The sequence below is a fragment of the Nonomuraea sp. NPDC059194 genome, from assembly GCF_042754765.1.
Classification (GTDB): domain Bacteria; phylum Actinomycetota; class Actinomycetes; order Streptosporangiales; family Streptosporangiaceae; genus Nonomuraea.
On sequence record NZ_JBHZBH010000001.1, the window covers coordinates 21296 to 42759 of the forward strand.

Genomic DNA, 21464 nt, shown 5'->3' on the forward strand with positions numbered 1-21464 from the left:
CTATCCGCCCCGCCGGTGTGACGCCGACCGAACGGCCGCCCGCGGGCCGTGCTCAGAGCCCCAGCTCGGCCAGGCCAGGCAGGTGCGCGCGGGCCGCGTTGCGTGCCTCCACCGCCGTCACCTGCCCCCTGGCCGCCGCCGCCGCGGTACGGCACTGCGCCAGCGAATGCCCCGCCAGCCCCGCCCGTACGGCAGGCAGCGCGGGCGCTGCCATCGACAGCGTCGCCACGCCCATCCCCACCAGCACGCAGGCCAGCGCCGGATCGGCCGCCGCCTCACCACACACCCCGCACGGCACCCCGTGCTCGCCGACGGCCGCGGCGATCAGGTCGAGCAGCGCGGGCTGCCACGGGTCCTGCAGCGCGCTGAGCCCGCCCACCTGCCGGTCGGCGGCGAAGGTGTACTGGGCCAGGTCGTTGGTGCCGATCGAGAAGAAGTCGACGACGGCCGCGAGGTCCTTCGAGCGCAGCGCGGCGGCCGGAACCTCGATCATCACCCCCGACGACTCGATCCCCATGGTCGCGCACTCGTGGGCGAACCAGGCGGCCTCCTCGACGGTCGACACCATCGGCGCCATCACCTGGAGGCGGCCGGAGATCCCCTCGGCCGCGTCGGAGAGCGCCTGGAGCTGCGCGGCCATCACGTCGGGGAACGCCCTGAACATCCGCAGCCCCCGCTCACCGAGCGCCGGGTTGGGCTCCTGGCTAGGCGGCGGCAGGAACGCCAGCGGCTTGTCGGCGCCCGCGTCGAGCGTGCGGACCACGACCTTGCCGTGCGGGAAGGCCTCCAGCACCGCCCGGTAGGCGTCGCGCTGCTCCTCGCGGGTGGGCGCCCCGGTCCTGTCGAGGAAGAGGAACTCCGTCCGGTACAGGCCCACGCCCTCGGCGCCGCTGTCCAGCGCGGCCTTCACATCGCCGGGGCCGCCGATGTTGGCCAGCAGCGGCACCGGGTGCCCGTCGGCCGTCCTGCCTGGCCCCGCCGCCGCGTCGAGCGCCCGTTCCCTGATCCGGGAGACGCGCAGGGCCTCGGCCACCTGCTGCTCGCTGGGCTCGACGGTGACCGTACCTGCTCCTCCGTCGACCAGCACCCTGACACCGGGCCGCAGCCGGGTCGCGCCGCGCGCGGCCACCACCGCGGGCACGCCCATCGCGCGCGCCAGGATGGCGGTGTGGCTGGTGGGGCCGCCCTCCTCGGTCACGAAGGCGGCGACCACGTCCTTGCGCAGCAGCACCGTGTCCGCGGGCGCCAGGTCCCTGGCCACCAGCACGTACGGCTCGGCCGCCACCGTCGGCACGCCGGGCAGCGGCTGCCCGGTGAGCACGGCGATCGTCCTGTCCCTGACGTCGTCGAGGTCGGCCACCCGCTGACCCAGGTAGCCGCCCGCCGCGACGAGCAGCTCACGGTAGGTGGCGAAGGACTCGTAGACGGCCCTGGCAGCCGCCGTACCGCGCTCGATCAGCGCGTCGACGCCGATGGCCAGGCCGGGGTCGCGGGCCATGAGCGCCTGGGCGCCGAGCACGTCCTTGGCCTCGCCGCCCGCCTTGACGCCGCGCGCCTCCAGCTCGCCCGCGACCCGCTCGAGCGCCGCGCGCGCCTTCGCCTTCTCCTGATCCGCCTCGCCCTGGTAGGTGGCGCCCTCGGGGGGTTCGGGCACCGAGACGGTCAACACGTAGACGGGGCCGTGCCCGATGCCGGGACTGACCCCCACCCCCGAAACGGTCATGGCGCCGATGCGATCGCGGCGAGCTCGTCCACGAGCTCCTCCGCGCCCTCTCCGTCGGCCCTGATCACGATGGTCTCGCCCTGACGCACGTCGAGGCCCAGGATCATCAGGATGCTCTTGGCGTTGACGGGCTCGCCGTTCACCTTGGCCACCGTGACGTCGATGACAGCCTTCGACGCCGCCTGCACGAACGTCGCCGCGGGTCGGGCGTGCAGGCCGACCTCCGCCTCGACGGTCACCTTGCGCTCGGCCATCGGGACTCCTCCTAGGTGTGCCGGTCCAGACCAGCTGGACTCACGAAAACAACGGCCAGTCGACCCCGGTCAGGTCGGCGACCACGAGGTCGGCGTCGGCCAGGTCCTCGCCGACGTGGGTGGTGGCCACCGCCACGCACCGCATACCCGCCGCCTTCGCCGCGGTTATCCCCGCCACCGAGTCCTCGAAGACTACGCAATCGCCGGGCTCGGCCCTCAGCCGGGTCGCGGCGAGCAGATAGCCCGCGGGGTCGGGCTTGCCGACCTCGACGTCCTCGGCCGTCACCAGGATCTCGAACAGCTCCCGCACCCCGATCTGGTGCAGGCGCTCCTCGGCCCACGAACGGTGCGCGGAGGTGACCAGGCCGATGCGCGAGCCGTAGGCGGCGACCTGGCGGACCAGCTCGGCGGCCCCGGGCACGGGCACCACCTCGGGCAGGCCGGGATGGTCGTCGTAGCTGAACACCTCGGCGATGAGCTTTTCGACGTCGTGGCCGGGGAAGACCTCGGGGATCACGTCACGGCCTCTGCGGCCCATGAAGACGGCCACGTCGTGGTCGAGGTCGTGGTTGTCGAGCAGGAGTTGCCAGATCGCCTTGTTGCGCACCTCGGTGTTGATCAGCGTGCCGTCGAGGTCGAACAGCGCCGTGTCTACGCCCACGTGTCTACGCCCACTCGTCTACGCCCACGTGTCACGCCCATTGGAAGAGCTCGTCCCCCACGTGCACAGGGCCCTCCGCGATCACGGTCACCGCCTCCGCGCGGGCGTCGAGCGCGACGACGGGACATACCGGGGACCGGCCGCCCGCCTCGACGACGGCGGGGTCCCACGCCACGACGGGCTGGCCCGCGTTCACCCTGTCGCCCTCGGCCGCCAGCAGCTCGAAGCCCTCCCCCTTGAGCTGCACGGTGTCGATGCCCAGGTGCACCAGCACGCCCCTGCCGTCGTCCCCCACGATGACGTAGGCGTGCGGATGCAGCTTCAAGATCCTTCCGGCTATCGGGGCGACGGCTTTGCCCGGCTCGCGCGGCGGGTCGATCGCCGCCCCCGGCCCCACCATGCCCGCCGAGAACACCGGGTCGGGCACGGCCCCCAGGCCGATCGCGGCCCCGTCGACCGGGGCGAGAACGCTGGTCATTGGTCCCCCCTGCACCAGAACGCCGGCGGCGGAAGGCCCGCCACCGGCGCTCTAGCCGATGATGTCCTCGATGTCGCTGGCGATCGTGTCGGCCTCGGGACCGACCACGACCTGGACGACGTTGCCCGCGGCCATCACCCCGTGGACCCCTGCGGCCTTCAGCGCCGCCTGATCGACCTTGGAGGCGTCGTGCACCTCGGTGCGCAGCCGCGTGATGCACGGCTCGATCTCGATGATGTTGGCCGCACCACCGAGCCCGGCGATGATCGCGTTCGCGTCCGCCGCCATCTGGTCCTCCCTCGTGGATACGTCTGTCTGACCAGGTTAAACGACCACGAGTAATCAGTCGGTCTGCGTCACTTTGTTGAGCCCGCGCGGCGCGTCGGGGTCGATTCCGAGGCGACGGGCCAGGGCCTCGGTGAGGAGCTGGCCGGGCACGATCAGGCCCATCGGGGCGACCCACTCGGGCAGGTCGGGGCCGTTGAGCGCGGCCGTACCCGCCTGGGCCAGGGCCTTGCCGCCGCCCACCGTGAAGGCCGCGGCGCCGGCGCCGACCACGCGCTCGGCCAGGGCGACCGTGCCCGCCAGCGTCGGGCTGTTCTCGGCGGCGACCAGCAGCGCCGGGGTGTCCTCGTCCACCACGGCGATCGGGCCGTGCAGCAGGTCGGCGTACGACAGGCCCATGGCGTGCAGGTAGCAGGCCTCCTTGAGCTTCAGCGCGGTCTCCAGCGCGGTGGAGAAGGCCAGGCCGCGCCCGGAGACGACCACGCCGGGCTTGTCGGCCAGGCCCTCGACGACCGCCTCGAGGTCGCCGGGCTCGGCGATCAGCTTCTCCACCGCCTCCGGCACCCGCTGCAGGTCGGCGGCGTCGACGTCCGCGCCGAGACCCAGCGCGAGTACGGCCAGCGCCGCCAGCTGCGTGGTGTAGGTCTTGGTGGCGGGCACCGCCTTCTCCTCGCCGGCCAGCGTGACCAGGGCGACGTCGGCGGCCTGGGCCAGCGGGCTGTCCTCGCCGCCGTTGGTGATGCCGACGGTCCTGGCGCCGCAGTCCTTGGCCCACGCGAGCGTCTCGACGATCTCCTCGGTCCTGCCGGACTGGGAGATCGCCACGGCCAGCACGCCGTCGAGGTCGAGCTTGCGCCGGTAGGTGGTGGCGATCGAGGGCGCGGCGAGGGCGGCCAGGCGGCCGGCGTGCGACTCGATGAGGTAGCGGCCGTAGACTGCGGCGTTGTCCGAGGTGCCGCGCGCGATGAACAGCAGCTGCCTGGTCTGGTCGCCGAGCGCCTTCACCTCATCGACGCGGGGAAGCAATGAATCCAGGGTGGCCCGCAACGCGGCCGGTTGCTCGGCGATCTCGCTGCGCATCTTCGTGGTCATCGTGTTCCCCATCGCTTGACTGGCTGTTCCGGCATGTGGTCTAGTCCGGACTAGACCAGTACGAACCATAACTCATCACCAAAACGAGAGCGAGGGGAGGATCCGTGGCGCACATCGATCCGGACAGCCCGGTGCCCAAGTACTTCCAGCTCCGCGAGATCCTGCTGGATCTCATCGACAGCAACGAGCTCAGCATCGGCGCGGCGATCCCGTCCGAGCGCGAGCTCTGCCAGCGGTTCGGCCTGTCGAGGATGACCGTCCGCCAGGCCGTCGACCACCTGGTCTCCGAAGGACGCCTGCACCGGGTGCCGGGCAAGGGCACCTTCGTCGCCAGGCCCAAGATCGAGCTGGCGCTCCAGCTCACCTCCTTCACCAACGACATGCGCGCCCGCGGCCTCGCACCCGGCTCCCGCGACCTCGACCGGCGCATCGTGCGTGCCAGCGCCCACCTGGCCAAGGAGCTCGGGATCCAGCCGGGCGAGGAGGTCCACTTCATCGAACGGCTGCGCACCGCCGACGGCGAACCACTGTCGATCGAGCGCGCCCACATCCCCGTCTCGCTGGCCCCCGACCTGGCCGAGCACGACCTCACGGGCAAGTCGCTCTACCAGCTCCTCGAGACGCGCTACGGCATCGTGATGGACGCCGGCGAGCTGACCATCGACGGCGGCATCGCCGACCCGAGCGACGCCGACCTGCTGAAACTGCCGCGCGGCGGGGCCGTGCTGCTGCTGCAGCGCCGCTCGTTCGCGGGCGGGGTGTGCGCCGAGCTGGGCGTGTCCACCTACCGCGCCGACCGGTACCAGTTGCGCACCATCCTGGAGATTCCCACCCGTCGCGGCTGACCCGGTTCGCAGGGGTACGGCATGCTTGAGTCCATCCCCCACCCCCCGGAGGAACTCTCGGTGAACGAGTCCGCCGCGATCCCTTCGCCGTTCTCCCGCTTCATGGCGGTGCTCCAGCGCCTGGGCCGCTCGCTCATGCTGCCCATCGCGGCCCTGCCCGCCGCCGCGCTCCTGATGCGCTTCGGCCAGCCCGACATGCTGGGCGCCAACGGCGCCGAACCCGGCGGCCTGGCCGACGTGGCCGGTCTGGCGTGGATGACCCACGTGGCCGAGGTGATCGCCGCCGCGGGCGCCGCCCTGCTCGACAACCTGCCGCTGCTGTTCGCCGTCGGCGTGGCCATCGGGTTCGCCCGCAAGGCCGACGGCTCCACCGCGCTGGCCGCCGTGGTCGGCTACCTGGTCTTCGACCGCGTCACCAAGGTCATGTTCTTCGACTCGGCCATCAGGGACACCGTGCTGCTCCGCCAGGCGGACGGCCAGGGCATCAAGGAGATCATCGACTACGGCGTGCAGAACCCGACCAAGGTGCTCGGCGGCATCCTGATCGGACTGGTCACCGCCATGCTCTGGCAGCGCTTCTACCGGATCAAGCTGCCCTCCTGGCTGGCCTTCTTCGGCGGGCGGCGCTTCGTCCCGATCATCACCTCGATCGCGGCGCTGCTGATCGGCGTGCTCATCGGCTGGATCTGGCCGGTGCTCGGCGAATGGATCGGCCAGGCCGGCCGGGCCCTGGCCGACGCGGGCGCGATCGGCACGGGCCTGTACGGGTTCTTCAACCGGCTGCTGGTGCCGCTCGGCCTGCACCACTTCGTCAACTCGATCGTGTGGTACGTCGTGCCCGAATGCCAGGTCGGCGGGCGGACCCTGGCCGGCGACTGGAACTGCTACTTCGGCGGCGACCCAGGCGCGGGCGAGTTCATGGCCGGGTTCTTCCCCATCATGATGTTCGCGCTGCCGGCCGCCGCGCTGGCCATCTGGCGGGCGGCGCTGCCCGCCAAGCGAAGGGCCGTCGGCGGCATCATGCTCTCGGCGGCGCTCGCCTCGTTCGTCACCGGCATCACCGAGCCGATCGAGTTCGCGTTCATCTTCGTCGCACCGGTGCTCCTGGTGGTCCACGCGGCGCTGACCGGCATCGCCATGGCGGTGACGACGCTGGCCGGCGGGCAACTCGGGTTCGGCTTCTCGGCCGGGCTGCTCGACCTGCTGCTGAACGCCGGCAAGTCCAACACCCACAACCTGATCGGCATCCTGGTCATCGGGGTGATCTACGGGGCGGTCTACTACGTCGTGTTCAGCTTCCTGATCAGGCGGCTGAACATCATGACGCCGGGGCGCGAGCCTGAGGTCGACGTGGACTCCGGCGAAAGCGCCACCAGCCGCTCCCCCTGAGCGTTTCCTCAATCCAGAGCGTGGTAGATACCTGGCATCCCCCGTGACGACCTGCCGGGGGAGCCGGGATGAGCGCAACGACCGCCGACGGCGGCACGTCCTTCTGGTCTGCCGCCTTCGCCGTGCTCCAGCGGGTCGGCAGGTCCCTGATGATGCCCATCGCCGTCCTGCCCGCCGCCGGCCTGCTGCTCCGCTTCGGCCAGGACGACCTGCTCGGCCGTACCGACAACGCCTTCCTCGACAACGTCGCCGCCATCTTCGCCGCCGCCGGCGGCGCGCTGTTCGACAACCTGCCGCTGCTGTTCGCGATCGGCGTCGCCATCGGGTTCGCCAAGAAGTCCGACGGCTCCACCGCGCTGGCCGCCCTCGTCGGCTACCTGGTCTTCGACCAGGTCACCCGCCGCATGTTCTTCGACTCCACCAGCGAGGCGGTCAAGACCAAGGTCACCCTCACGCTCCAGGACGACAGCACAGTCATCAACCAGGCCGCCTCCGCCCAGCCCACGGGCGTCCTCGGCGGCATCATGATCGGGCTGGTGGCGGCCGTGCTCTGGCAGCGCTACTACCGGATCAAGCTGCCCTCCTGGCTGGCCTTCTTCGGCGGCAGGCGCTTCGTCCCAATCATCACCGCCGTGACCGCCCTCGGCCTCGGCGTGATCTTCGGTCTCATCTGGCCGCCCATCGGGACCGCGCTCACCAGCTTCGGCGACTGGCTGGCCACCCACGCCGCGCTCGGCGCGGGCGTCTACGGGGTGGCCAACCGGCTGCTCATCCCGCTCGGCCTGCACCACTTCATCAACTCGATCGTCTGGACGGTCATCCCCGAGTGCACGGTGAACGGCGTGCACGCCGCGGGCGACCTCAAGTGCTACGCGATCGGCCAGCAGGGCGCCGGCATCTTCATGACCGGCTTCTTCCCCGTGCTGATGTTCGGCATCCCCGGGGCGGCGCTGGCCATCTGGCGGGCGGCGCCGCGACACAAGCGGGCCGCGGTGGGCTCCATCATGGTCGGCGGCGCGCTGACCGCGTTCGTCACCGGGATCACCGAGCCGGTGGAGTTCGCGTTCATCTTCGTGGCGCCGCTGCTCTTCGTCGTGCACGCCCTGCTCACCGGCGTCTCGATGGCACTGCTCGCGACGCTGGACACCCGTCTCGGGTTCAGCTTCTCGGCGGGCAGCATCGACATGCTGCTGAACGCCACCAAGTCGAACACCCGCGGGCTGGTGCTGATCATCGTGATCGGGCTGGCGTACTTCGCGCTGTACTACGCGCTGTTCAGCTTCCTGATCCGCAAACTCAACATCCTCACCCCGGGCCGCGAACCCGAGGACGACGACACCATCCCCTCCGCCCCCTCGCCTCCCTCGCCTCCCTCGGGCCCCCCGTCTCCGGCCTCCGGCTGACATACGGACAGACCCACCCGGATTCGGTACGGCAGGCAGGCCACCCGCGCCCGCCGGAATGCCGGACAAGCTGGCCGCCAACCGATCCAACTCGTCGTGATCTTCTCCGCCGATGCCTGCAAAAGACCGCACGACGCGGGAAAGCTGGCGGCCGATGTATCTGAGCGTGGGGCCGAAAACTCCTTATAGCGACGTTCTCCCGCATGAGGTTGGAGGTTTCATGGCATCACGGCTGCGTCCCGCTCCGCTCCCCCGCGTCACCCTCACCCCTATCCCCGACCCGCCGTACGACGGGGAGCACCGCGGTCCCGACCCCGCCGCCACCCACGGGTCGCTCGCCCTCGCTCCAGCGGACCCGCGCCCCCTGGTCTGGGGGCCGCCGGGGTCCGTCCCCGACGAACGCCACCTGCGCCACCTCGGCCAGGCGCTCGCCGAGATCCTCACCGGCCGCCGGCCGCCCGAGACGGTCAGCGACCGCCTCACCGACCGGGCCTACGCCGAACTGGTCCGCGCCGGGCAGATGATCACCACGGGGAGCCGACCCCTCGTCGGCGTCCCCCGCGTGACACAGCCCGGGGACGGCGTGGTCGAGATGTGCCTGCTGGTGCACGGCGGCGAACGCAGCCACGTGCTCGCGCTCCGGCTCGAACGCCGCGGCGTCCAGTGGCTCTGCACCGACTTCGAGACCGCCTGACGGACCCTGCGCGCCGTACCCGCCAAGCCCGGGTACGGCGCGCCACCCGCCCGAAAACGCCAGCGACCCCTGCGATCCCAAACCCAAGACCCCAGAGACCCCGACGACCCCGGGCCACTCCGAAAACCCCAGGCCCCGAGACCCGGAAACCCCGGCTTGAAGATCCTGAAGGCCCCGGAAACCCCCGGCCTGAAGACCCCAGAGACCCCTGAAGGAGCCGGGGGTCGCAGAGGCCGCGGACGTCCCGCGACCTCAAAGCCCCCGGACACGCGGAAGGCCCCGCGCCCGGACGAACCGGGGGCGGGGCCTTCGGGCGCTTCGGTTACGCCTCGACGTGCTTCGGGTCGCCGTGGCAGCGCTTGTACTTCTTGCCCGACCCGCACGGGCACGGCGCGTTGCGCTCCACGTTGCCGTAGGCGGCGCGCTCGGCCGCCGTCGTGCGGACCTTGGTGTGCTCGACCTCGCCGGTCTCGCCCGGAGCGGTGTACTCCAGCTCGGTCGGACGCTGGGGCCCACGCAGGCCACGCGCGATGATGTTGCGGGTCTCGGCGATCTCCGCCGACTCCTCGACGATCGGGTTCTCCTGCACCTCGACCTCGAGGTTGAACAGGTAGCCGACCGACTCCTCCTTGATGCCGTCGAGCATCGCGGAGAACATCTCGAAGCCCTCGCGCTGGTACTCGATCAGCGGGTCGCGCTGCGCCATCGCGCGCAGCCCGATGCCCTCCTGGAGGTAGTCCATCTCGTAGAGGTGCTCGCGCCACTTGCGGTCGAGGACCGACAGGATGACGCGCCGCTCCAGCTCACGGGTGGCCTCGGAGCCGAGCTCCTCCTCGCGCCGGTCGTAGGCGGCCAGGGCGTCGGCCTTGATCTTCTCGCGGAGCAGGTCGGCCGACAGCTCCTCACGGCCGCCCGTCTCCTCCACCAGGTCGTCGAGCGGGAGCGCGACCGGGTAGAGCTCGCCGAACGCCTTCCACAGCTTGTCGAGGTCCCACTCCTCGGAGAAGCCCTCGGCCGTGGCGGCGCCGACGTACTCGTCGATCACGTCGGCGACGAAGCCGCGCACCTGCTCGTGCAGGTCGGCGCCCTCCAGCACGCGATGGCGCTCGGCGTAGATCACCTTGCGCTGCCGGTTCATGACCTCGTCGTACTTCAGAACGTTCTTGCGGATCTCGAAGTTCTGCTGCTCGACCTGGTGCTGGGCGGAGGCGACCGCCTTGGTGACGATGCCCGACTCGATCGGCTGGTCGTCGGGGATGTTCATCCTGACCATGATCGCTTCGACGCGCGGCGAGTTGAACAGCCGCATGAGGTCGTCGCCGAGCGAGAGGTAGAAGCGCGACTCGCCGGGGTCGCCCTGGCGGCCGGAACGACCGCGGAGCTGGTTGTCGATGCGGCGCGACTCGTGGCGCTCGGTGCCGAGGACGTACAGGCCACCGAGGCCGGTGACCTCCTCGTGCTCGGCCTTGACCGCCTGCTTGGCCTTCTCCAGCGCCTCGGGCCAGGCCTTGTCGTACTCTTCGGGCGTCTCGATCGGGTCGAGGCCGCGCTGGCGCAGCTCGATGTCGGCGCGGAACTCGGGGCTGCCGCCGAGCATGATGTCGGTGCCACGCCCCGCCATGTTGGTGGCCACCGTCACGGCGTGCTTGCGGCCCGCCTCGGCGACGATCGCCGCCTCACGCGCATGGTTCTTGGCGTTGAGCACCTCGTGCTTGACGCCCTTGCGGGTCAGCAGCTTCGACAGCCGCTCGGACTTCTCGACCGAGGTGGTGCCGACGAGGACGGGCTGGCCCGCCTCGTAACGCTCGGCGATGTCATCGACGACCGCGTAGAACTTCGCGTCCTCGGTCCGGTAGATCAGGTCTGACTGGTCCTTGCGGATCATCGGCCTGTTGGTCGGGATCGGGACGACGCCGAGCTTGTAGGTCTGGTGGAACTCGTTGGCCTCGGTGACCGCGGTGCCGGTCATGCCGGAGAGCTTGGTGTAGAGGCGGAAGTAGTTCTGGAGGGTGATCGTGGCGAGCGTCTGGTTCTCGTCCTTGATCTTCACCCCCTCCTTGGCCTCGATGGCCTGGTGCATGCCCTCGTTGTAGCGGCGCCCGTGGAGGACTCGGCCGGTGAACTCGTCGACGATCAGGACCTCGCCGTCGGCGACGATGTAGTCCTTGTCCTTCTTGTAGAGCTCCTTGGCCTTCAACGCGTTGTTGAGGAAGCCGACCAGGTGGGTGTGCTCGGGCTTGTAGAGGTTGTCGATGCCGAGCCAGTCTTCGACCTTCTCCACGCCGGCCTCGAGGATGCCGACCGTGCGCTTCTTCTCGTCGACGACGTAGTCGCCCGTGCTGGGCTCGCCGGGGGTCTTGGCCTCGACGCCCTTGCGGAGACGCGGGACGATCTTGGCGAACTCCGTGTACCACTTGCCCGACTGCTCGCCGGGACCCGAGATGATCAGCGGAGTACGGGCCTCGTCGATGAGAATGGAGTCGACCTCGTCCACGACCGCGAAGTTGTGGCCGCGCTGGACGCACTCCTCCAGCGACCACGCCATGTTGTCGCGGAGGTAGTCGAAGCCGAACTCGTTGTTCGTCCCGTAGGTGATGTCGGCGTTGTACATCTTGCGGCGCTCGGCCGGGTCCTGTCCCGCGAGGATCATCCCGACCTCGAGACCGAGGAAGCGGTGCACGCGGCCCATGTTCTCGGCGCCGACCTTGACCAGATAGTCGTTGGTCGTGATGACGTGGACGCCCTTGCCGGAGATGGCGTTGAGGTAGGCGGGGAGAGTACAGGTCAGGGTCTTGCCCTCACCGGTCTTCATCTCCGAGATGTTGCCCAGGTGGAGGTTGGCGCCGCCCATGATCTGGACATCGAAGTGACGTTGGCCGAGCACGCGGCGCGCAGCCTCGCGGACCGTCGCGAACGCCTCGGGGAGCAGGTCATCGAGCGACTCGCCATCGGCGTGTCGCTGCTTGAACTCATCCGTGAGCGCGCGCAACTCCGCGTCGGACAGGCTCTTGAAGTCGTCCTCGATGGAGTTGACCTGGTCGGCGATCCGCCTGAGCTTGCGCAGGATCTTACCCTCGCCGGCGCGCAGAATCTTGTCGAGAATGGCTGGCACTTGTGTAAAGCTCCTCGCAGGTCTTCCCCGGCGGCCGCCAGGAGGAGAGGCTGAGACAAACTTCCCCGCTGCCATCGTAGGCGGTTTCGCCACCAGACACAGCCACCGCGGCTGGGAGGCCGCTACACCCGTCTGGGAGAATGGTCTTTCGGCAGAGCGTATGCCGATCTGGTTTGATCTCGCACCATTGACATGGCTCGGCGGGAAATATCTTCAGGAGGGATAGGCCATGGCAGATGGTCACAACCTTGGCAACCACGGCGGGCGGGCGTCCTCGTGGCTGGCGGTCAGCATCATGCTGGCCGGGTTCACTGTGGGCGGCGTCGGTCTGACGGTGGCCAACTGGATGATCGTCTGGGTCGGCGTGGGAATCTTCGCCCTGGGCGGGATCCTCGCCCTGGTCTTCGACATCTTCTCCGACGTGGTCATCGACGCGCCCCGTGTCGGCATGCGCGCCGAGGACCATCGCTGACCTACTCCGCCGACGGCGGGCGCCAGGGCGAATCATCGCCCCGTCGCCCGCCGTCGTCGTTTCCGGGGCCGCGTTTTCCGTCGGTCCCGCCGTCGTCGGTTCCGGAGCCACGTTTCTGGTCGTCGCCTGCCGTCGTCGGGTTCCGGGGCTGCACTTTCCGTGGGTGCCCGTCGCTGTCGTCGTTTCCGGGGCCGCGTTTTCTGTCGGTGCCCGCCGTTACGATCGCGGCATGCTGTGCCGTACCGCCATCACCGGATCGACGACATGACCGAGCTGAGCGCCGACGAGGCGCGCCGCCTGATCCTGCGTGCCCAGGGGCTCATGGGCGCCGACGGCAGGCGCGGCGGCGTGCGCGGGATGCTGCGCAGGCTGGGCGCCGTCCAGCTCGACACCGTCTCCGTCCTGGCCCGCTCCCACGAGCTGGTCGCCTACGGCAGGCTGGGCGCCGTCGGCAGAGCCGCCGTCGAGCGCTCCTACTGGCACAACCCCGCCCGCAGCTTCGAGTACTGGTGTCATGCGGCGTGCATCCTGCCGATCGAGCACTGGCCGCTGTACGGCTTCCGCCGCCGCGCCTACCGTGAGCGCAAGCAGCGCTGGCACGAGGTCCCCGCCGACTACGAGAAGGTGCTCGACCAGGTGCGCGACAGCGGCCCTGTCACCACCTCCGACATCGGCGGCGCCAAGAAGAGCGCCGAATGGTGGGACTGGTCCGACTCGAAGATCGCGCTCGAGTGGCTGCTCGACATCGGCGAGCTCGTCTGCACCCGGCGTGTCGGCTGGCGCAGGGTCTACGACCTGGCCGAGCGTGCCGTCCCCGCCGACCTGCTCGGCCAGGAGCTCACCGACGAGGAGTGCGTCGTACGGCTGGCCCGCGTGGCCGGCTCCGCCCTCGGCGTGGCCACGCGCGGCGACCTCGTCGACTTCCTCAGGGTCAGCGGCCCCTCCGCCGCGCTGCTCGACCAGGCCCTGGCCAGCGGCGCGGCCGGGCTGGTGCCGGTCAAGGTGGCGGGCTGGCCGTCGGGCAAGCAGGCCGCCAACGCCTGGGTCGCCCCCGAGGCGCTCGAGTCAGAGCCGCGCGGGCGGCACCGCACCACGCTGGTCTCGCCGTTCGACTCGCTCATCTGGCATCGCGGGCGCACGTCGCGGGTGTTCGGGTTCGACTACACGCTGGAGATCTACGTCCCCAAGGCCAAGCGGGTCCACGGCTACTTCACGATGCCGGTGCTGTCGGGCGGCAAGCTGATCGCGCGGGTCGATCCCGCACGCGAGGGGCAGACGTTGGTGGCCAGGCAGGTGTCGTTCGAGTCGTCCAGAGTGCGGCCCGCCGACGTGGCGGGGGTGCGGGAGGCGCTGTGGTCGGCGGCCGACTGGGTGGGGTGCACCGACGTGCGGGTGGAGCGCGTCACCTCTGAGGCCCACACCCGACCGCTCCTCGACGCCCTCCCCCTCGGCCTGTCCGACCTCCGCTGACCCACGCCAGGGGCGACCTCGACCCCCTGGCGCATGTCCGCCCTCCGCCGACGCACGACAGGGGGCGCGTCGACGCCCTCGCCTGGGCGCTGTCCGACCTCCGCTGACCCACGACCGCGGGCGGCCTCGACCCCCTTGGGTGCCCTCCCCGGGGCCTCTCCGCCATCCGCCGACCCACGGCCGGGGCGGTTCCCGACGTCCTGGTGCCCTTCCCTGGGCACACGCGATCGGGGGCAGGCTCGAAAGGCGTCCCCCTCAGCGCCGGAAGGGGGCGCGCCTCAGGTGATCTCCAGCATGCGTTCGCGAACGGCGTAGACCACCGCCTCCATCCTGGAGTGCAGCTGCAGCTTGTCCAGGATGTTGCGCACGTGGTTCTTCACCGTGTTCTCCGAGATGAACAGCTGCTTGGCGATCTCGCGGTTGTTCATCCCCTTGGCCACCAGCCGCAGCACCTCCATCTCCCGGTCGGTCAGCCGGGGCACCGGCAGTTGCGGCGGACGCTCGGCCTCCTTGCGGCTCATGTTGGCGAACTCGGTGATGAGCTTGGCCGCCATGGCGGGGTTGATGAGGGACTGGCCCTCGTGAACCCCGCGCACCGCGTCAGGCACCTCGTCGATCTGGACGTCCTTGAGCAGATATCCGGTCGCGCCCGCCTTGATGGCCTCGAAGAGGTCCTCCTCCTCGTCGCTGACCGTCAGCATGATGATCCTCGTGCTGGGGACCGACGCCTTGATGCCGCGCGTCGCCTCGATGCCGCTCTGGCGGGGCATGCGGACATCCATCAACACCACGTCGGGCAGGAGACGGTCGGCGAGTTCGACGGCCTCCTGACCGTCGCTGGCCTCGCCGACCACCTCGATGTCGTCCTCTGCGGCCAGAGCCAGCACGAGACTGCGCCTGATCAGCTCGTGATCGTCAACGATCATCACGCGGATCGGGTCGCTCATGCGGCCTCCTCGGCGGACCGCATCTGCCTGATGGCTCGCTCGCTCACGTGGCCGAGGCGCGCCGCCTCGACTCGCTCGCTGCGCTCGCTCACGTCTCCTCCTCGTGGGGGGCCAGAGCCGTTGAACCGCCATGATGCCAGGCTTTTGCGGTCCTAGGGTGGTCGAGAGGATCTTCGTTGGCGTAAATCAGGGCTCGACGAGCCGCAACACGCCGTAGTTGTAACCGCGCCTGCTGTAGACGACGCTCGGCTGACCGCTCTCCTTGTCACGGAAAAGGTAGAAGTCGTGGCCGACCAGTTCCATCTCGAGGAGGGCCTGGTCGATGGTCATGGGCTCGGCTTTGTGGAACTTCTCCCGGACGACGCAGGGTCCGTCGCCGTCCATCGCGATGGGGACGATGTCGTCGTAGGCCTTGTCGTCGGGCAGGAAGTCTTCTTCCGACTCCTCCTGCGCGGGGACGACGGTGGCCTCCGGCATCGTGTCGTACACGTCGGCGAGTGCGGCTGTCAGCTCCGCCACGGAAGGGGTCGCGTGGTTGCCGTGATGCACCTTGCGCCGGTCTGCGATGCGCCGCAGACGGCCTTCGAGTTTGTCGAGGGCGAGATCGAGGGCGGCGAATCGGTCGTCGGCCGAGGCCTCGGCGCGGATGGCCGGTCCTCGGGAGTGGATGGTCAGCTCGACACGCTCGCGCTGGTCGGCGAGGCGGGGGTTGCGTTCCTTCGACACCTCCACATCGACTCGGATGAGCTTGTTGTCCAGACGTTCGATCCTGGCCAGCTTGGTCGTCACGTGGTCTCGGAACCGATCACTCACTCCTGTGTGCCGGCCCTTGACGATGATGTCCATGCAACAGCCCCCCTTCGCCTAACGACTGAGACAGAGCGCCCGACGATGTGCCCGTCGGACGAGGTCATGATTCACCGTTACCCTCTTTCGCCACATCGTCACCAGCTACTCCAGTGGCACCCGCTCGGCCGACCTGGTCTTCGACCCCACATCCGCCTGCTGAGGGGTTCGCAGCTCAGTGCCACTACTGCCCTTCTCTTCTTGACGAGGGACATCTGGACCCTCGGGAAGGCAGGACTTACCTCTAAGCCGCACCGTGATCAGTCGACAAAGAGTCGCCTTACGTGGACCGTTTCGCCTGCGGCTGGCATCGGCTAGCGGAGCCGGGACCCCCGGCTCTGCGCAACCACGGACCCGAACGGGTGCCATGTCAGAACGCTATCTGCATCCTGACCGAATGTCAGCCTGGGGATCGCCCAAAAGATCACTTTCTGTGATTTTCTTCGGGTCCACAGGGGGTGCGAGATGCCGCCTTTGGTAGCTGAATACACCTTTGGACCTGCCTCTCCAGAGCGATGAGCTGGGAACGGGGAAGACACATGTAGCGAACCGGCGAGCCTCCCGACTTGGCATTCTCTTTACCCTCCGTGATCGCTAGCCGTTCGAGCGTGTCGGCGTGTCGCGGCGAAGGTCACCGCCGCGACCACCGTCACCCCCGTCTCACGCACCGCTCTGGCCGCCTCCGCAAGGGTCGCGCCCGTGGTGACCACATCGTCCACGATGACCACGGGCGGGCCTGAGCGGCCACTCAGACCCGCTTTACCTGCCTGGGTGACTTGCAGGGACGAGGCGAGGTTGGCGGCCCTCTGCGCGGCGCTGAGGCCCGCCTGGTCGGCCACCCTCCTGCTCTGGCGCAGGTCTGTGCGGAGAGTGACCTGCCGGCCCAGCCGCATCAGATGGCGTACGGCGAGCGCGGCCATGCGCGGCACCGGGTCGTGACCTCTGGCGCGTACGGCACGGCCGGCGCTGGGCACGGGGACGACGGCCAGCCCGCCCTCGGGGACGGCCATGGCGATGGTGAACGCGACGGCCTGGGCTAAGGGGGCCGCGAGCGCCGTACGGCCGCGCTCCTTGTAGTGAAGGACCGCCTGACGGGCCGCGCCCTCGTAGAGGGTCGCCGACCAGCAGACCGGCAGGCCCTCGGGGGCGGGGTGGGGCGTGCGGGGGGCGGGGGTGACGACCAGGCACGCGTCGCACAGGAGGCTGCCCGGGGCGGCGCAGCCGACGCAGCGGGTGGGCAGGAGGAGGTCGAGCACGTGAACCAGGTTGCCGGACGGCACCGACAAAACCCGGCCCTGAAGGTCCCCGCGGCTGGGCGTTCCCGATGGACCTCAGGTGAGGCGGGGGCTGGGGTTTCAAAGGGGGGCAGGCGGGTGGCGCGCGGGCTGGGGTTCTGAAGGGCTCTGGGAACAACGACCCCAGGGACGACGCCTGGTGGGGGCGTGGGCTGGGGTCCTTGAGGGGCTCCGGGAAATCCGCCCCAGGGCGACGCCCTGTCGGGCACGAGCTGGGTTCTTCAAGGGGTCAGGCGGCGCGGGCCGGGGTGGTGGACGGGCGGGGGCGAGGTGCGCGGGCCGGGTCGTCAGGCGACGGCCAGGGAGCGCTCCGCGCGCAAGTCAGTCGAGGGGGAAGGTGGGCGACGAGGTGCCGTCCTGGACCTTGGTGTCGGCCCACTTGTCCTGCACCAGCTCCAGCACCTTGCCGCCGCCCTCGTCGTCCGCCCCGGTGCCGGCCACCAGCCGCTCGTTCAGCGCCGAGATGGACGTGATGTGCTTGTGCGCGGCCAGCTCCCTGAGCTGCCCGTTGCTGATGTCGATCTCCCTGGGCGTGTTTCCCGAACTGCTCCCCACCAAGGCGATCAGGTGCTCGGAGTCCTTCCAGGCCAGGTCCTTGATCTCCTCGCTCTTCTCAGCCGTGTACAACGTCTGGAAGTGGTCGAGCCGGTCGCCCGCGATCACCCCCACCATGACCGACACCGCACCGCCGTCGGCGACGATCGCCGCCACCCGGGTGCCGTCGCGCGCCACCTTGAACGCCATGACGTGCTTGCCGTTCAGGTCGGGCGCCGCGATGCGCGTCACCTCCTGTTCGAGGTTCGACATGTCGTAGCGCAGCACGTAGGAGGTGTGGTCGTCGATCCGGTCGACGGTCCACAGCGTGCCGTTCCAGTTCCAGGCAGGCGGGGTCAGGTTGGTGCCCTTGATCGCCTCCTGCCACTGGCTGTCGGGCGAGAGCCTGTTGGTCCAGATGCTGCGCCCGTCGCTCTTGAGCGCGGCCACGTACTCGGCGGGGTCGCCCTTGGCGGGCCCGGGGATGCCGGTGATCGCCGGCTCCTTGTAGGTGTCGCCGAGCTGGCCGACCGGGCCGGGGAACGCGATGCCCGCGCCGTTGGCGCCGAGCCACATGAGCTGGCCGTTCTGGACGAAGTAGACCTTGCTCGCCGGCGAGCGCAGCCAGGTGTCGCTGTCCTTGGAGCCGATGGTCAGCGGCGCCGAGTCGAAGAAGGTCTCGCCGTTGAGCCGTACCTCGATGTTCCTGCCCTTGGTGACCTCGCGCAGGCTCCACTGCAGCTGCCTCTTCAGCGCCTCGACCGACATGGGGTCGCTCTTCTTGCCTTCGAGGTAGACCACGACGGTCTCCTCGTCGGTCGCGATCCGGTCGAGGCTGAGGCCATCGAACGCGGTGGACACGGCCCCGCGCAGCGACTCGCTCGGCCCTTCGAGCAGCCGGTCGACGATCGTCTCGGCCAGCGACCTGGTGGGGTTGATCGGCAGCCACACGTGGTCGACGACGGGCAGCGCGGCCAGGTTGTCCTGCGAGCCCGAGCCGCCCAGGAAGTAGATGTCGGCGGGCGCGTAGGCCCTGCGCACGTCGGCCGCGGTGAGCAGCATCAGCCCGTTGCGCAGGCTGGAGACGCGGTAGCCCTGCGGGGTCTTGGCCACCATGAACTGGAGGGTCAGCTTCTCCCGTTTGGGCTCGTACCAGCCGTCGTCGTGGATGACGGCGATCTGGTTGGCCTCGAGCTGCACGATGTCGTCGCCCACCGGCACGTAGCTGGGGTTGTCCTCGACGACGATCACCGAGTTGCCCGGCTGCCACGCGCGCTTGGCCTCGGGTGTGAGATAGCTGCGCAGGATCTTCTGCTCGACGTCGTCGAAGCTGGCCATGGCGGCCTGCATGCCCTTGACGGTCCTGACGGGGTCCCAGTCGGGCTGGGGTTCGGTGGCGACCATGCGCTGGAACGGCTTGCTCAGGGAGTCGGCGGCGTTGCCCTGCTTGACCTGCTCGGGCGGGCCGCCCACCGAGATCACCGAGCAGGCGGAGCTGCCGCACACCACGCCCGCCGCCATGACGGACAGGAGGATCCTCCTACTCCGCATGGAAAACCCCTTCCCCCGCCACCGGCGAAAGGACCGGTGTGATGTGCCCGCGCCATGTCCGTCGCATTTCCACCTCCGGCGGCACGAGCGAAAGCGGTGACCCCTTCAGCTCAGCCCCCGCCGTGCGGGGCAGCGTGAGCCTGAACTGCGACCCCTCTCCCGGTGCGCCCCACGCCTGCAGCCATCCTCCGTGCAGCATGGCGTCCTCGCGTGAAATGGCCAGTCCGAGCCCGGTGCCGCCGATGGTGCGGGCCCGCGAGGGGTCGGCCCGCCAGAAGCGGTCGAAGACCATCTGCTCCTCACCAGGCTTCAGACCCACCCCGTGATCCCGTACGGCCACGGCCGCCGAGTCGCGGTCGACGCCCACCGTGACCACGATCTCGCGCCCCTCGCCGTGCTCGATCGCGTTGAACAGCAGGTTGCGCAGGATTCGCTCGACCCTGCGGCTGTCGATCTCGGCCATGCACGGCTCGCTGGGCAGCCGCAGCTCGAAGCGGGTGCCGTGCCGTTCGGCCAGCGCCTCGGAGTCGGCGACGGCGCGCAGCACCACGTCGCGCAGGTCGGTGGGGTCGAGGTCGAGCGTGGCCGCGCCCGCGTCGTAACGGCTGATCTCCAGCAGGTCGGCCAGCATCGACTCGAACCGTTCGAGCTGCGCCTGCATGAGCTCGGCCGAGCGCGCGGCCATCGGCTCGAAGTCGTCGCGGGCGTCGTAGAGCAGGTCGGCGGCCATGCGCACGGTGGTCAGCGGGGTGCGCAGCTCGTGCGAGACGTCGGAGACGAACTGCCGCTGCACCTGCGACAGCTCCTCCAACTGGTGGATCTTGAGCGCCAGGTTGGCGGCCATCTCGTTGAAGGAGGTGGCCAGGCGGGCAAGGTCGTCCTCGCCGCGCACCTTGAGCCGCTCGTCGAGGCGGCCGGAGGCGAGGCGCTCGGCGGCCTGGCGGGCCAGCCGTACGGGAGTCACGACCTGGCGGGTGACCAGGGAGGCGATGGCGCCGAGCAGCAGCACCAGGCCGATGCCCACGACCAGGACCACCTGGCTGACGACGGAGAGCAGCGACTCCTCGTCGGTGAGCGGGAAGAAGTGGTAGATCTCGTAGCCGTCTTCGATGAAGGCGCCCACGACCAGCGTGAGCTGCGGTTCGCTGCCGGCGGCGAACGTGATCCGGTAGACGCCCTGCAGCGGGTCGTTGAGGCTGTGCCTGTCGCGTTTGATCTGCAGCCGGCCGCGCAGGTCCTCGGGGATGTCGCTGGGCAGGACGCTGCCGGTGGCGCGTGACTGTCCCGGCTTGGTGGGGTTGAGCACGAGCAGCTGGTAGCGCTTGCGCCAGCCGTTCTCGCCGGTGCCGATGATGCTGTTGACCGCGGTGTCGAGCGGGTCCTCGGCGGCGGGCGGACCGCCTTCGCCCTGCTTGGCGGGCTCGATGGGCTCGGCGTTGAGGGCGGCCATGATGGCCACCCGGTCGGCGGTGGCCTCGTTGGCGGCCGACAGCTTGCGGCCGTTGACGACGGAGGTGTTGATCTCCTGGACCAGGAAGACGCCGAGCACCGCCACCACGGTCACCGAGATCACCAGCGTGCTGGTGATGACCTGGAGCTGGAGCGATCGCCGCCAGGTGCGCCTGACCATGCCTGCCGCGCGCCGTGCCCGCCGCCGGACGCCGCCCAGAATCTGGCGAAGCGTCCTGCGGCGAATCCTGCTCTTCGACGGAGGCATGAGAGAAGCGGGGGTCAGGCAGGACCGGCTTTGTAGCCCACGCCGCGGACCGTCACCACGATCTCGGGGTGCTCGGGGTCCTTCTCGATCTTGGCGCGGAGCCGCTGGACGTGCACGTTGACCAGGCGGGTGTCGGCCGCGTGCCGGTAGCCCCACACCTGCTCGAGCAGCACCTCGCGGGTGAAGACCTGGCGCGGCTTGCGGGCCAGCGCGACGAGCAGGTCGAACTCCAGCGGGGTGAGGTTGATGGTCTCCTCGCCGCGCTTGACCGAGTGGCCCGCCACGTCGATGGTGATGTCGCCGATCTGCAGGATCTCGGGCGTCGGCTCGTCGGTACGGCGCAGCCGCGCGCGCACCCTGGCCACGAGCTCCTTCGGCTTGAACGGCTTGACGATGTAGTCGTCGGCGCCCGACTCCAGGCCGAGCACGACGTCGATGGTGTCGCTCTTGGCGGTGAGCATGACGATCGGGACCCCCGACTCAGCCCTGATCCTGCGCGCCACGTCGATGCCGTCGGCCCCCGGCAGCATCAGATCGAGCAGGACCAGGTCCGGGCGCGTGTCCCGGAACGCGTCGAGGGCCTTGTCGCCGTCGGATACGAAGGACGGTTCAAAACCTTCGCCCCGCAGTACGATGCCGAGCATCTCGGCAAGAGCGGCGTCGTCGTCGACGACCAGCACGCGACCTTTCATGGCC

The 21464-nt window shown here is 69.8% G+C and carries 19 protein-coding genes; 6 read left to right on the forward strand and 13 right to left on the reverse strand.

Features of this window, described 5'->3' with window-relative positions:
- Positions 1–52: 52 nt before the first annotated feature.
- Genes ptsP through ACFXJ8_RS00140 form a run of 6 tightly spaced genes read right to left on the reverse strand, consistent with a single transcriptional unit; the run spans position 53 to position 4493 of the window.
- Positions 53–1723 (reverse strand): phosphoenolpyruvate--protein phosphotransferase, encoded by a 1671-nt coding sequence (gene ptsP / locus ACFXJ8_RS00115; protein WP_379641571.1) that lies wholly within the window; start codon positions 1721–1723, stop codon positions 53–55.
- Entirely contained in the window at positions 1720–1977 is a 258-nt protein-coding gene (locus ACFXJ8_RS00120; protein WP_379641572.1) for an HPr family phosphocarrier protein, read from the reverse strand. Before ACFXJ8_RS00120 ends, ptsP begins: the two co-directional genes overlap by 4 nt.
- Before the next feature lie 40 nt (positions 1978–2017).
- Positions 2018–2638 carry an HAD family hydrolase gene (locus tag ACFXJ8_RS00125; protein WP_379641573.1) on the reverse strand — a complete coding sequence of 207 codons (621 nt, stop codon included), beginning with the start codon at positions 2636–2638 and terminating at the stop codon, positions 2018–2020.
- Between the two features lie 31 nt (positions 2639–2669).
- On the reverse strand, positions 2670–3116 hold the full coding sequence (locus tag ACFXJ8_RS00130) for a PTS glucose transporter subunit IIA (protein ID WP_379641574.1): 447 nt from the start codon (positions 3114–3116) through the stop codon (positions 2670–2672).
- Positions 3117–3167: 51 nt separating this feature from the next.
- Positions 3168–3404, reverse strand: a complete 237-nt coding sequence (locus tag ACFXJ8_RS00135; protein ID WP_379641575.1) for a glucose PTS transporter subunit EIIB — start codon at positions 3402–3404, stop codon at positions 3168–3170.
- A 54-nt stretch (positions 3405–3458) separates the two neighbouring features.
- Complete coding sequence (locus ACFXJ8_RS00140; RefSeq protein ID WP_379641576.1) at positions 3459–4493, reverse strand: SIS domain-containing protein; 1035 nt, start codon at positions 4491–4493, stop codon at positions 3459–3461.
- A 104-nt stretch (positions 4494–4597) separates the two neighbouring features.
- Here ACFXJ8_RS00140 and ACFXJ8_RS00145 point away from each other — a divergent pair, with 104 nt between their 5' ends.
- The 4 genes from ACFXJ8_RS00145 to ACFXJ8_RS00160 all read left to right on the forward strand — a co-directional run bounded on the left by ACFXJ8_RS00145 (position 4598) and on the right by ACFXJ8_RS00160 (position 8824).
- Positions 4598–5338, forward strand: coding sequence for a GntR family transcriptional regulator (locus ACFXJ8_RS00145; protein WP_379641577.1), 741 nt, complete (start codon positions 4598–4600; stop codon positions 5336–5338).
- Positions 5339–5398: 60 nt separating this feature from the next.
- Positions 5399–6727, forward strand: a complete 1329-nt coding sequence (locus tag ACFXJ8_RS00150) for a PTS transporter subunit EIIC (RefSeq protein WP_379641578.1) — start codon at positions 5399–5401, stop codon at positions 6725–6727.
- A gap of 68 nt (positions 6728–6795) precedes the next feature.
- A complete protein-coding gene (locus ACFXJ8_RS00155) occupies positions 6796–8130 on the forward strand; it encodes a PTS transporter subunit EIIC (RefSeq protein ID WP_379641579.1) in 1335 nt (444 codons plus the stop codon).
- A gap of 220 nt (positions 8131–8350) precedes the next feature.
- Positions 8351–8824 (forward strand): Rv3235 family protein, encoded by a 474-nt coding sequence (locus ACFXJ8_RS00160; RefSeq protein WP_379641580.1) that lies wholly within the window; start codon positions 8351–8353, stop codon positions 8822–8824.
- Between the two features lie 322 nt (positions 8825–9146).
- On the opposite strand, the gene secA is transcribed toward ACFXJ8_RS00160, so the two are convergent.
- Positions 9147–11936 (reverse strand): preprotein translocase subunit SecA, encoded by a 2790-nt coding sequence (gene secA, locus ACFXJ8_RS00165; protein ID WP_379641581.1) that lies wholly within the window; start codon positions 11934–11936, stop codon positions 9147–9149.
- Between the two features lie 229 nt (positions 11937–12165).
- On the opposite strand from secA, the gene ACFXJ8_RS00170 reads away from it, so the two are divergent.
- A complete protein-coding gene (locus tag ACFXJ8_RS00170) occupies positions 12166–12408 on the forward strand; it encodes an HGxxPAAW family protein (RefSeq protein ID WP_379641582.1) in 243 nt (80 codons plus the stop codon).
- 234 nt (positions 12409–12642) lie between these two features.
- Positions 12643–13878 carry a winged helix-turn-helix domain-containing protein gene (locus ACFXJ8_RS00175; protein ID WP_379641583.1) on the forward strand — a complete coding sequence of 412 codons (1236 nt, stop codon included), beginning with the start codon at positions 12643–12645 and terminating at the stop codon, positions 13876–13878.
- A gap of 278 nt (positions 13879–14156) precedes the next feature.
- Here the strand turns inward: ACFXJ8_RS00175 and ACFXJ8_RS00180 are convergent, their stop codons facing one another.
- The 6 genes from ACFXJ8_RS00180 to mtrA form a co-directional block, all read right to left on the reverse strand.
- Positions 14157–14825, reverse strand: a complete 669-nt coding sequence (locus tag ACFXJ8_RS00180) for a response regulator (RefSeq protein ID WP_379641584.1) — start codon at positions 14823–14825, stop codon at positions 14157–14159.
- A 186-nt stretch (positions 14826–15011) separates the two neighbouring features.
- Complete coding sequence (gene hpf, locus ACFXJ8_RS00185; protein ID WP_379641585.1) at positions 15012–15671, reverse strand: ribosome hibernation-promoting factor, HPF/YfiA family; 660 nt, start codon at positions 15669–15671, stop codon at positions 15012–15014.
- A 578-nt stretch (positions 15672–16249) separates the two neighbouring features.
- The gene (locus tag ACFXJ8_RS00190; RefSeq protein ID WP_379641586.1) at positions 16250–16927 is read right to left on the reverse strand and encodes a ComF family protein; all 678 of its coding nucleotides are present in this window, start codon (positions 16925–16927) and stop codon (positions 16250–16252) included.
- Between the two features lie 360 nt (positions 16928–17287).
- Positions 17288–19051, reverse strand: a complete 1764-nt coding sequence (locus ACFXJ8_RS00195) for an LpqB family beta-propeller domain-containing protein (protein ID WP_379641587.1) — start codon at positions 19049–19051, stop codon at positions 17288–17290.
- Entirely contained in the window at positions 19041–20768 is a 1728-nt protein-coding gene (mtrB, locus tag ACFXJ8_RS00200; RefSeq protein WP_379641588.1) for an MtrAB system histidine kinase MtrB, read from the reverse strand. The genes ACFXJ8_RS00195 and mtrB overlap by 11 nt, the downstream gene beginning before the upstream one ends.
- A gap of 14 nt (positions 20769–20782) precedes the next feature.
- Entirely contained in the window at positions 20783–21460 is a 678-nt protein-coding gene (gene mtrA / locus ACFXJ8_RS00205) for an MtrAB system response regulator MtrA (protein ID WP_043620615.1), read from the reverse strand.
- Positions 21461–21464 lie beyond the last annotated feature (4 nt).

Excerpts from the sequence above, each read along its gene's own strand:
- ptsP (WP_379641571.1), bottom strand. The coding sequence starts at position 1,723 with ATGACCGTTTCGGGGGTGGGGGTCAGTCCCGGCATCGGGCACGGCCCC.
- ACFXJ8_RS00120 (WP_379641572.1), bottom strand. The coding sequence starts at position 1,977 with ATGGCCGAGCGCAAGGTGACCGTCGAGGCGGAGGTCGGCCTGCACGCC.
- ACFXJ8_RS00130 (WP_379641574.1), bottom strand. The coding sequence starts at position 3,116 with ATGACCAGCGTTCTCGCCCCGGTCGACGGGGCCGCGATCGGCCTGGGG.
- ACFXJ8_RS00135 (WP_379641575.1), bottom strand. The coding sequence starts at position 3,404 with ATGGCGGCGGACGCGAACGCGATCATCGCCGGGCTCGGTGGTGCGGCC.
- ACFXJ8_RS00140 (WP_379641576.1), bottom strand. The coding sequence starts at position 4,493 with ATGACCACGAAGATGCGCAGCGAGATCGCCGAGCAACCGGCCGCGTTG.
- ACFXJ8_RS00155 (WP_379641579.1), top strand. The coding sequence starts at position 6,796 with ATGAGCGCAACGACCGCCGACGGCGGCACGTCCTTCTGGTCTGCCGCC.
- ACFXJ8_RS00160 (WP_379641580.1), top strand. The coding sequence starts at position 8,351 with ATGGCATCACGGCTGCGTCCCGCTCCGCTCCCCCGCGTCACCCTCACC.
- ACFXJ8_RS00170 (WP_379641582.1), top strand. The coding sequence starts at position 12,166 with ATGGCAGATGGTCACAACCTTGGCAACCACGGCGGGCGGGCGTCCTCG.
- ACFXJ8_RS00180 (WP_379641584.1), bottom strand. The coding sequence starts at position 14,825 with ATGAGCGACCCGATCCGCGTGATGATCGTTGACGATCACGAGCTGATC.
- hpf (WP_379641585.1), bottom strand. The coding sequence starts at position 15,671 with ATGGACATCATCGTCAAGGGCCGGCACACAGGAGTGAGTGATCGGTTC.
- ACFXJ8_RS00195 (WP_379641587.1), bottom strand. The coding sequence starts at position 19,051 with ATGCGGAGTAGGAGGATCCTCCTGTCCGTCATGGCGGCGGGCGTGGTG.
- mtrB (WP_379641588.1), bottom strand. The coding sequence starts at position 20,768 with ATGCCTCCGTCGAAGAGCAGGATTCGCCGCAGGACGCTTCGCCAGATT.
- mtrA (WP_043620615.1), bottom strand. The coding sequence starts at position 21,460 with ATGAAAGGTCGCGTGCTGGTCGTCGACGACGACGCCGCTCTTGCCGAG.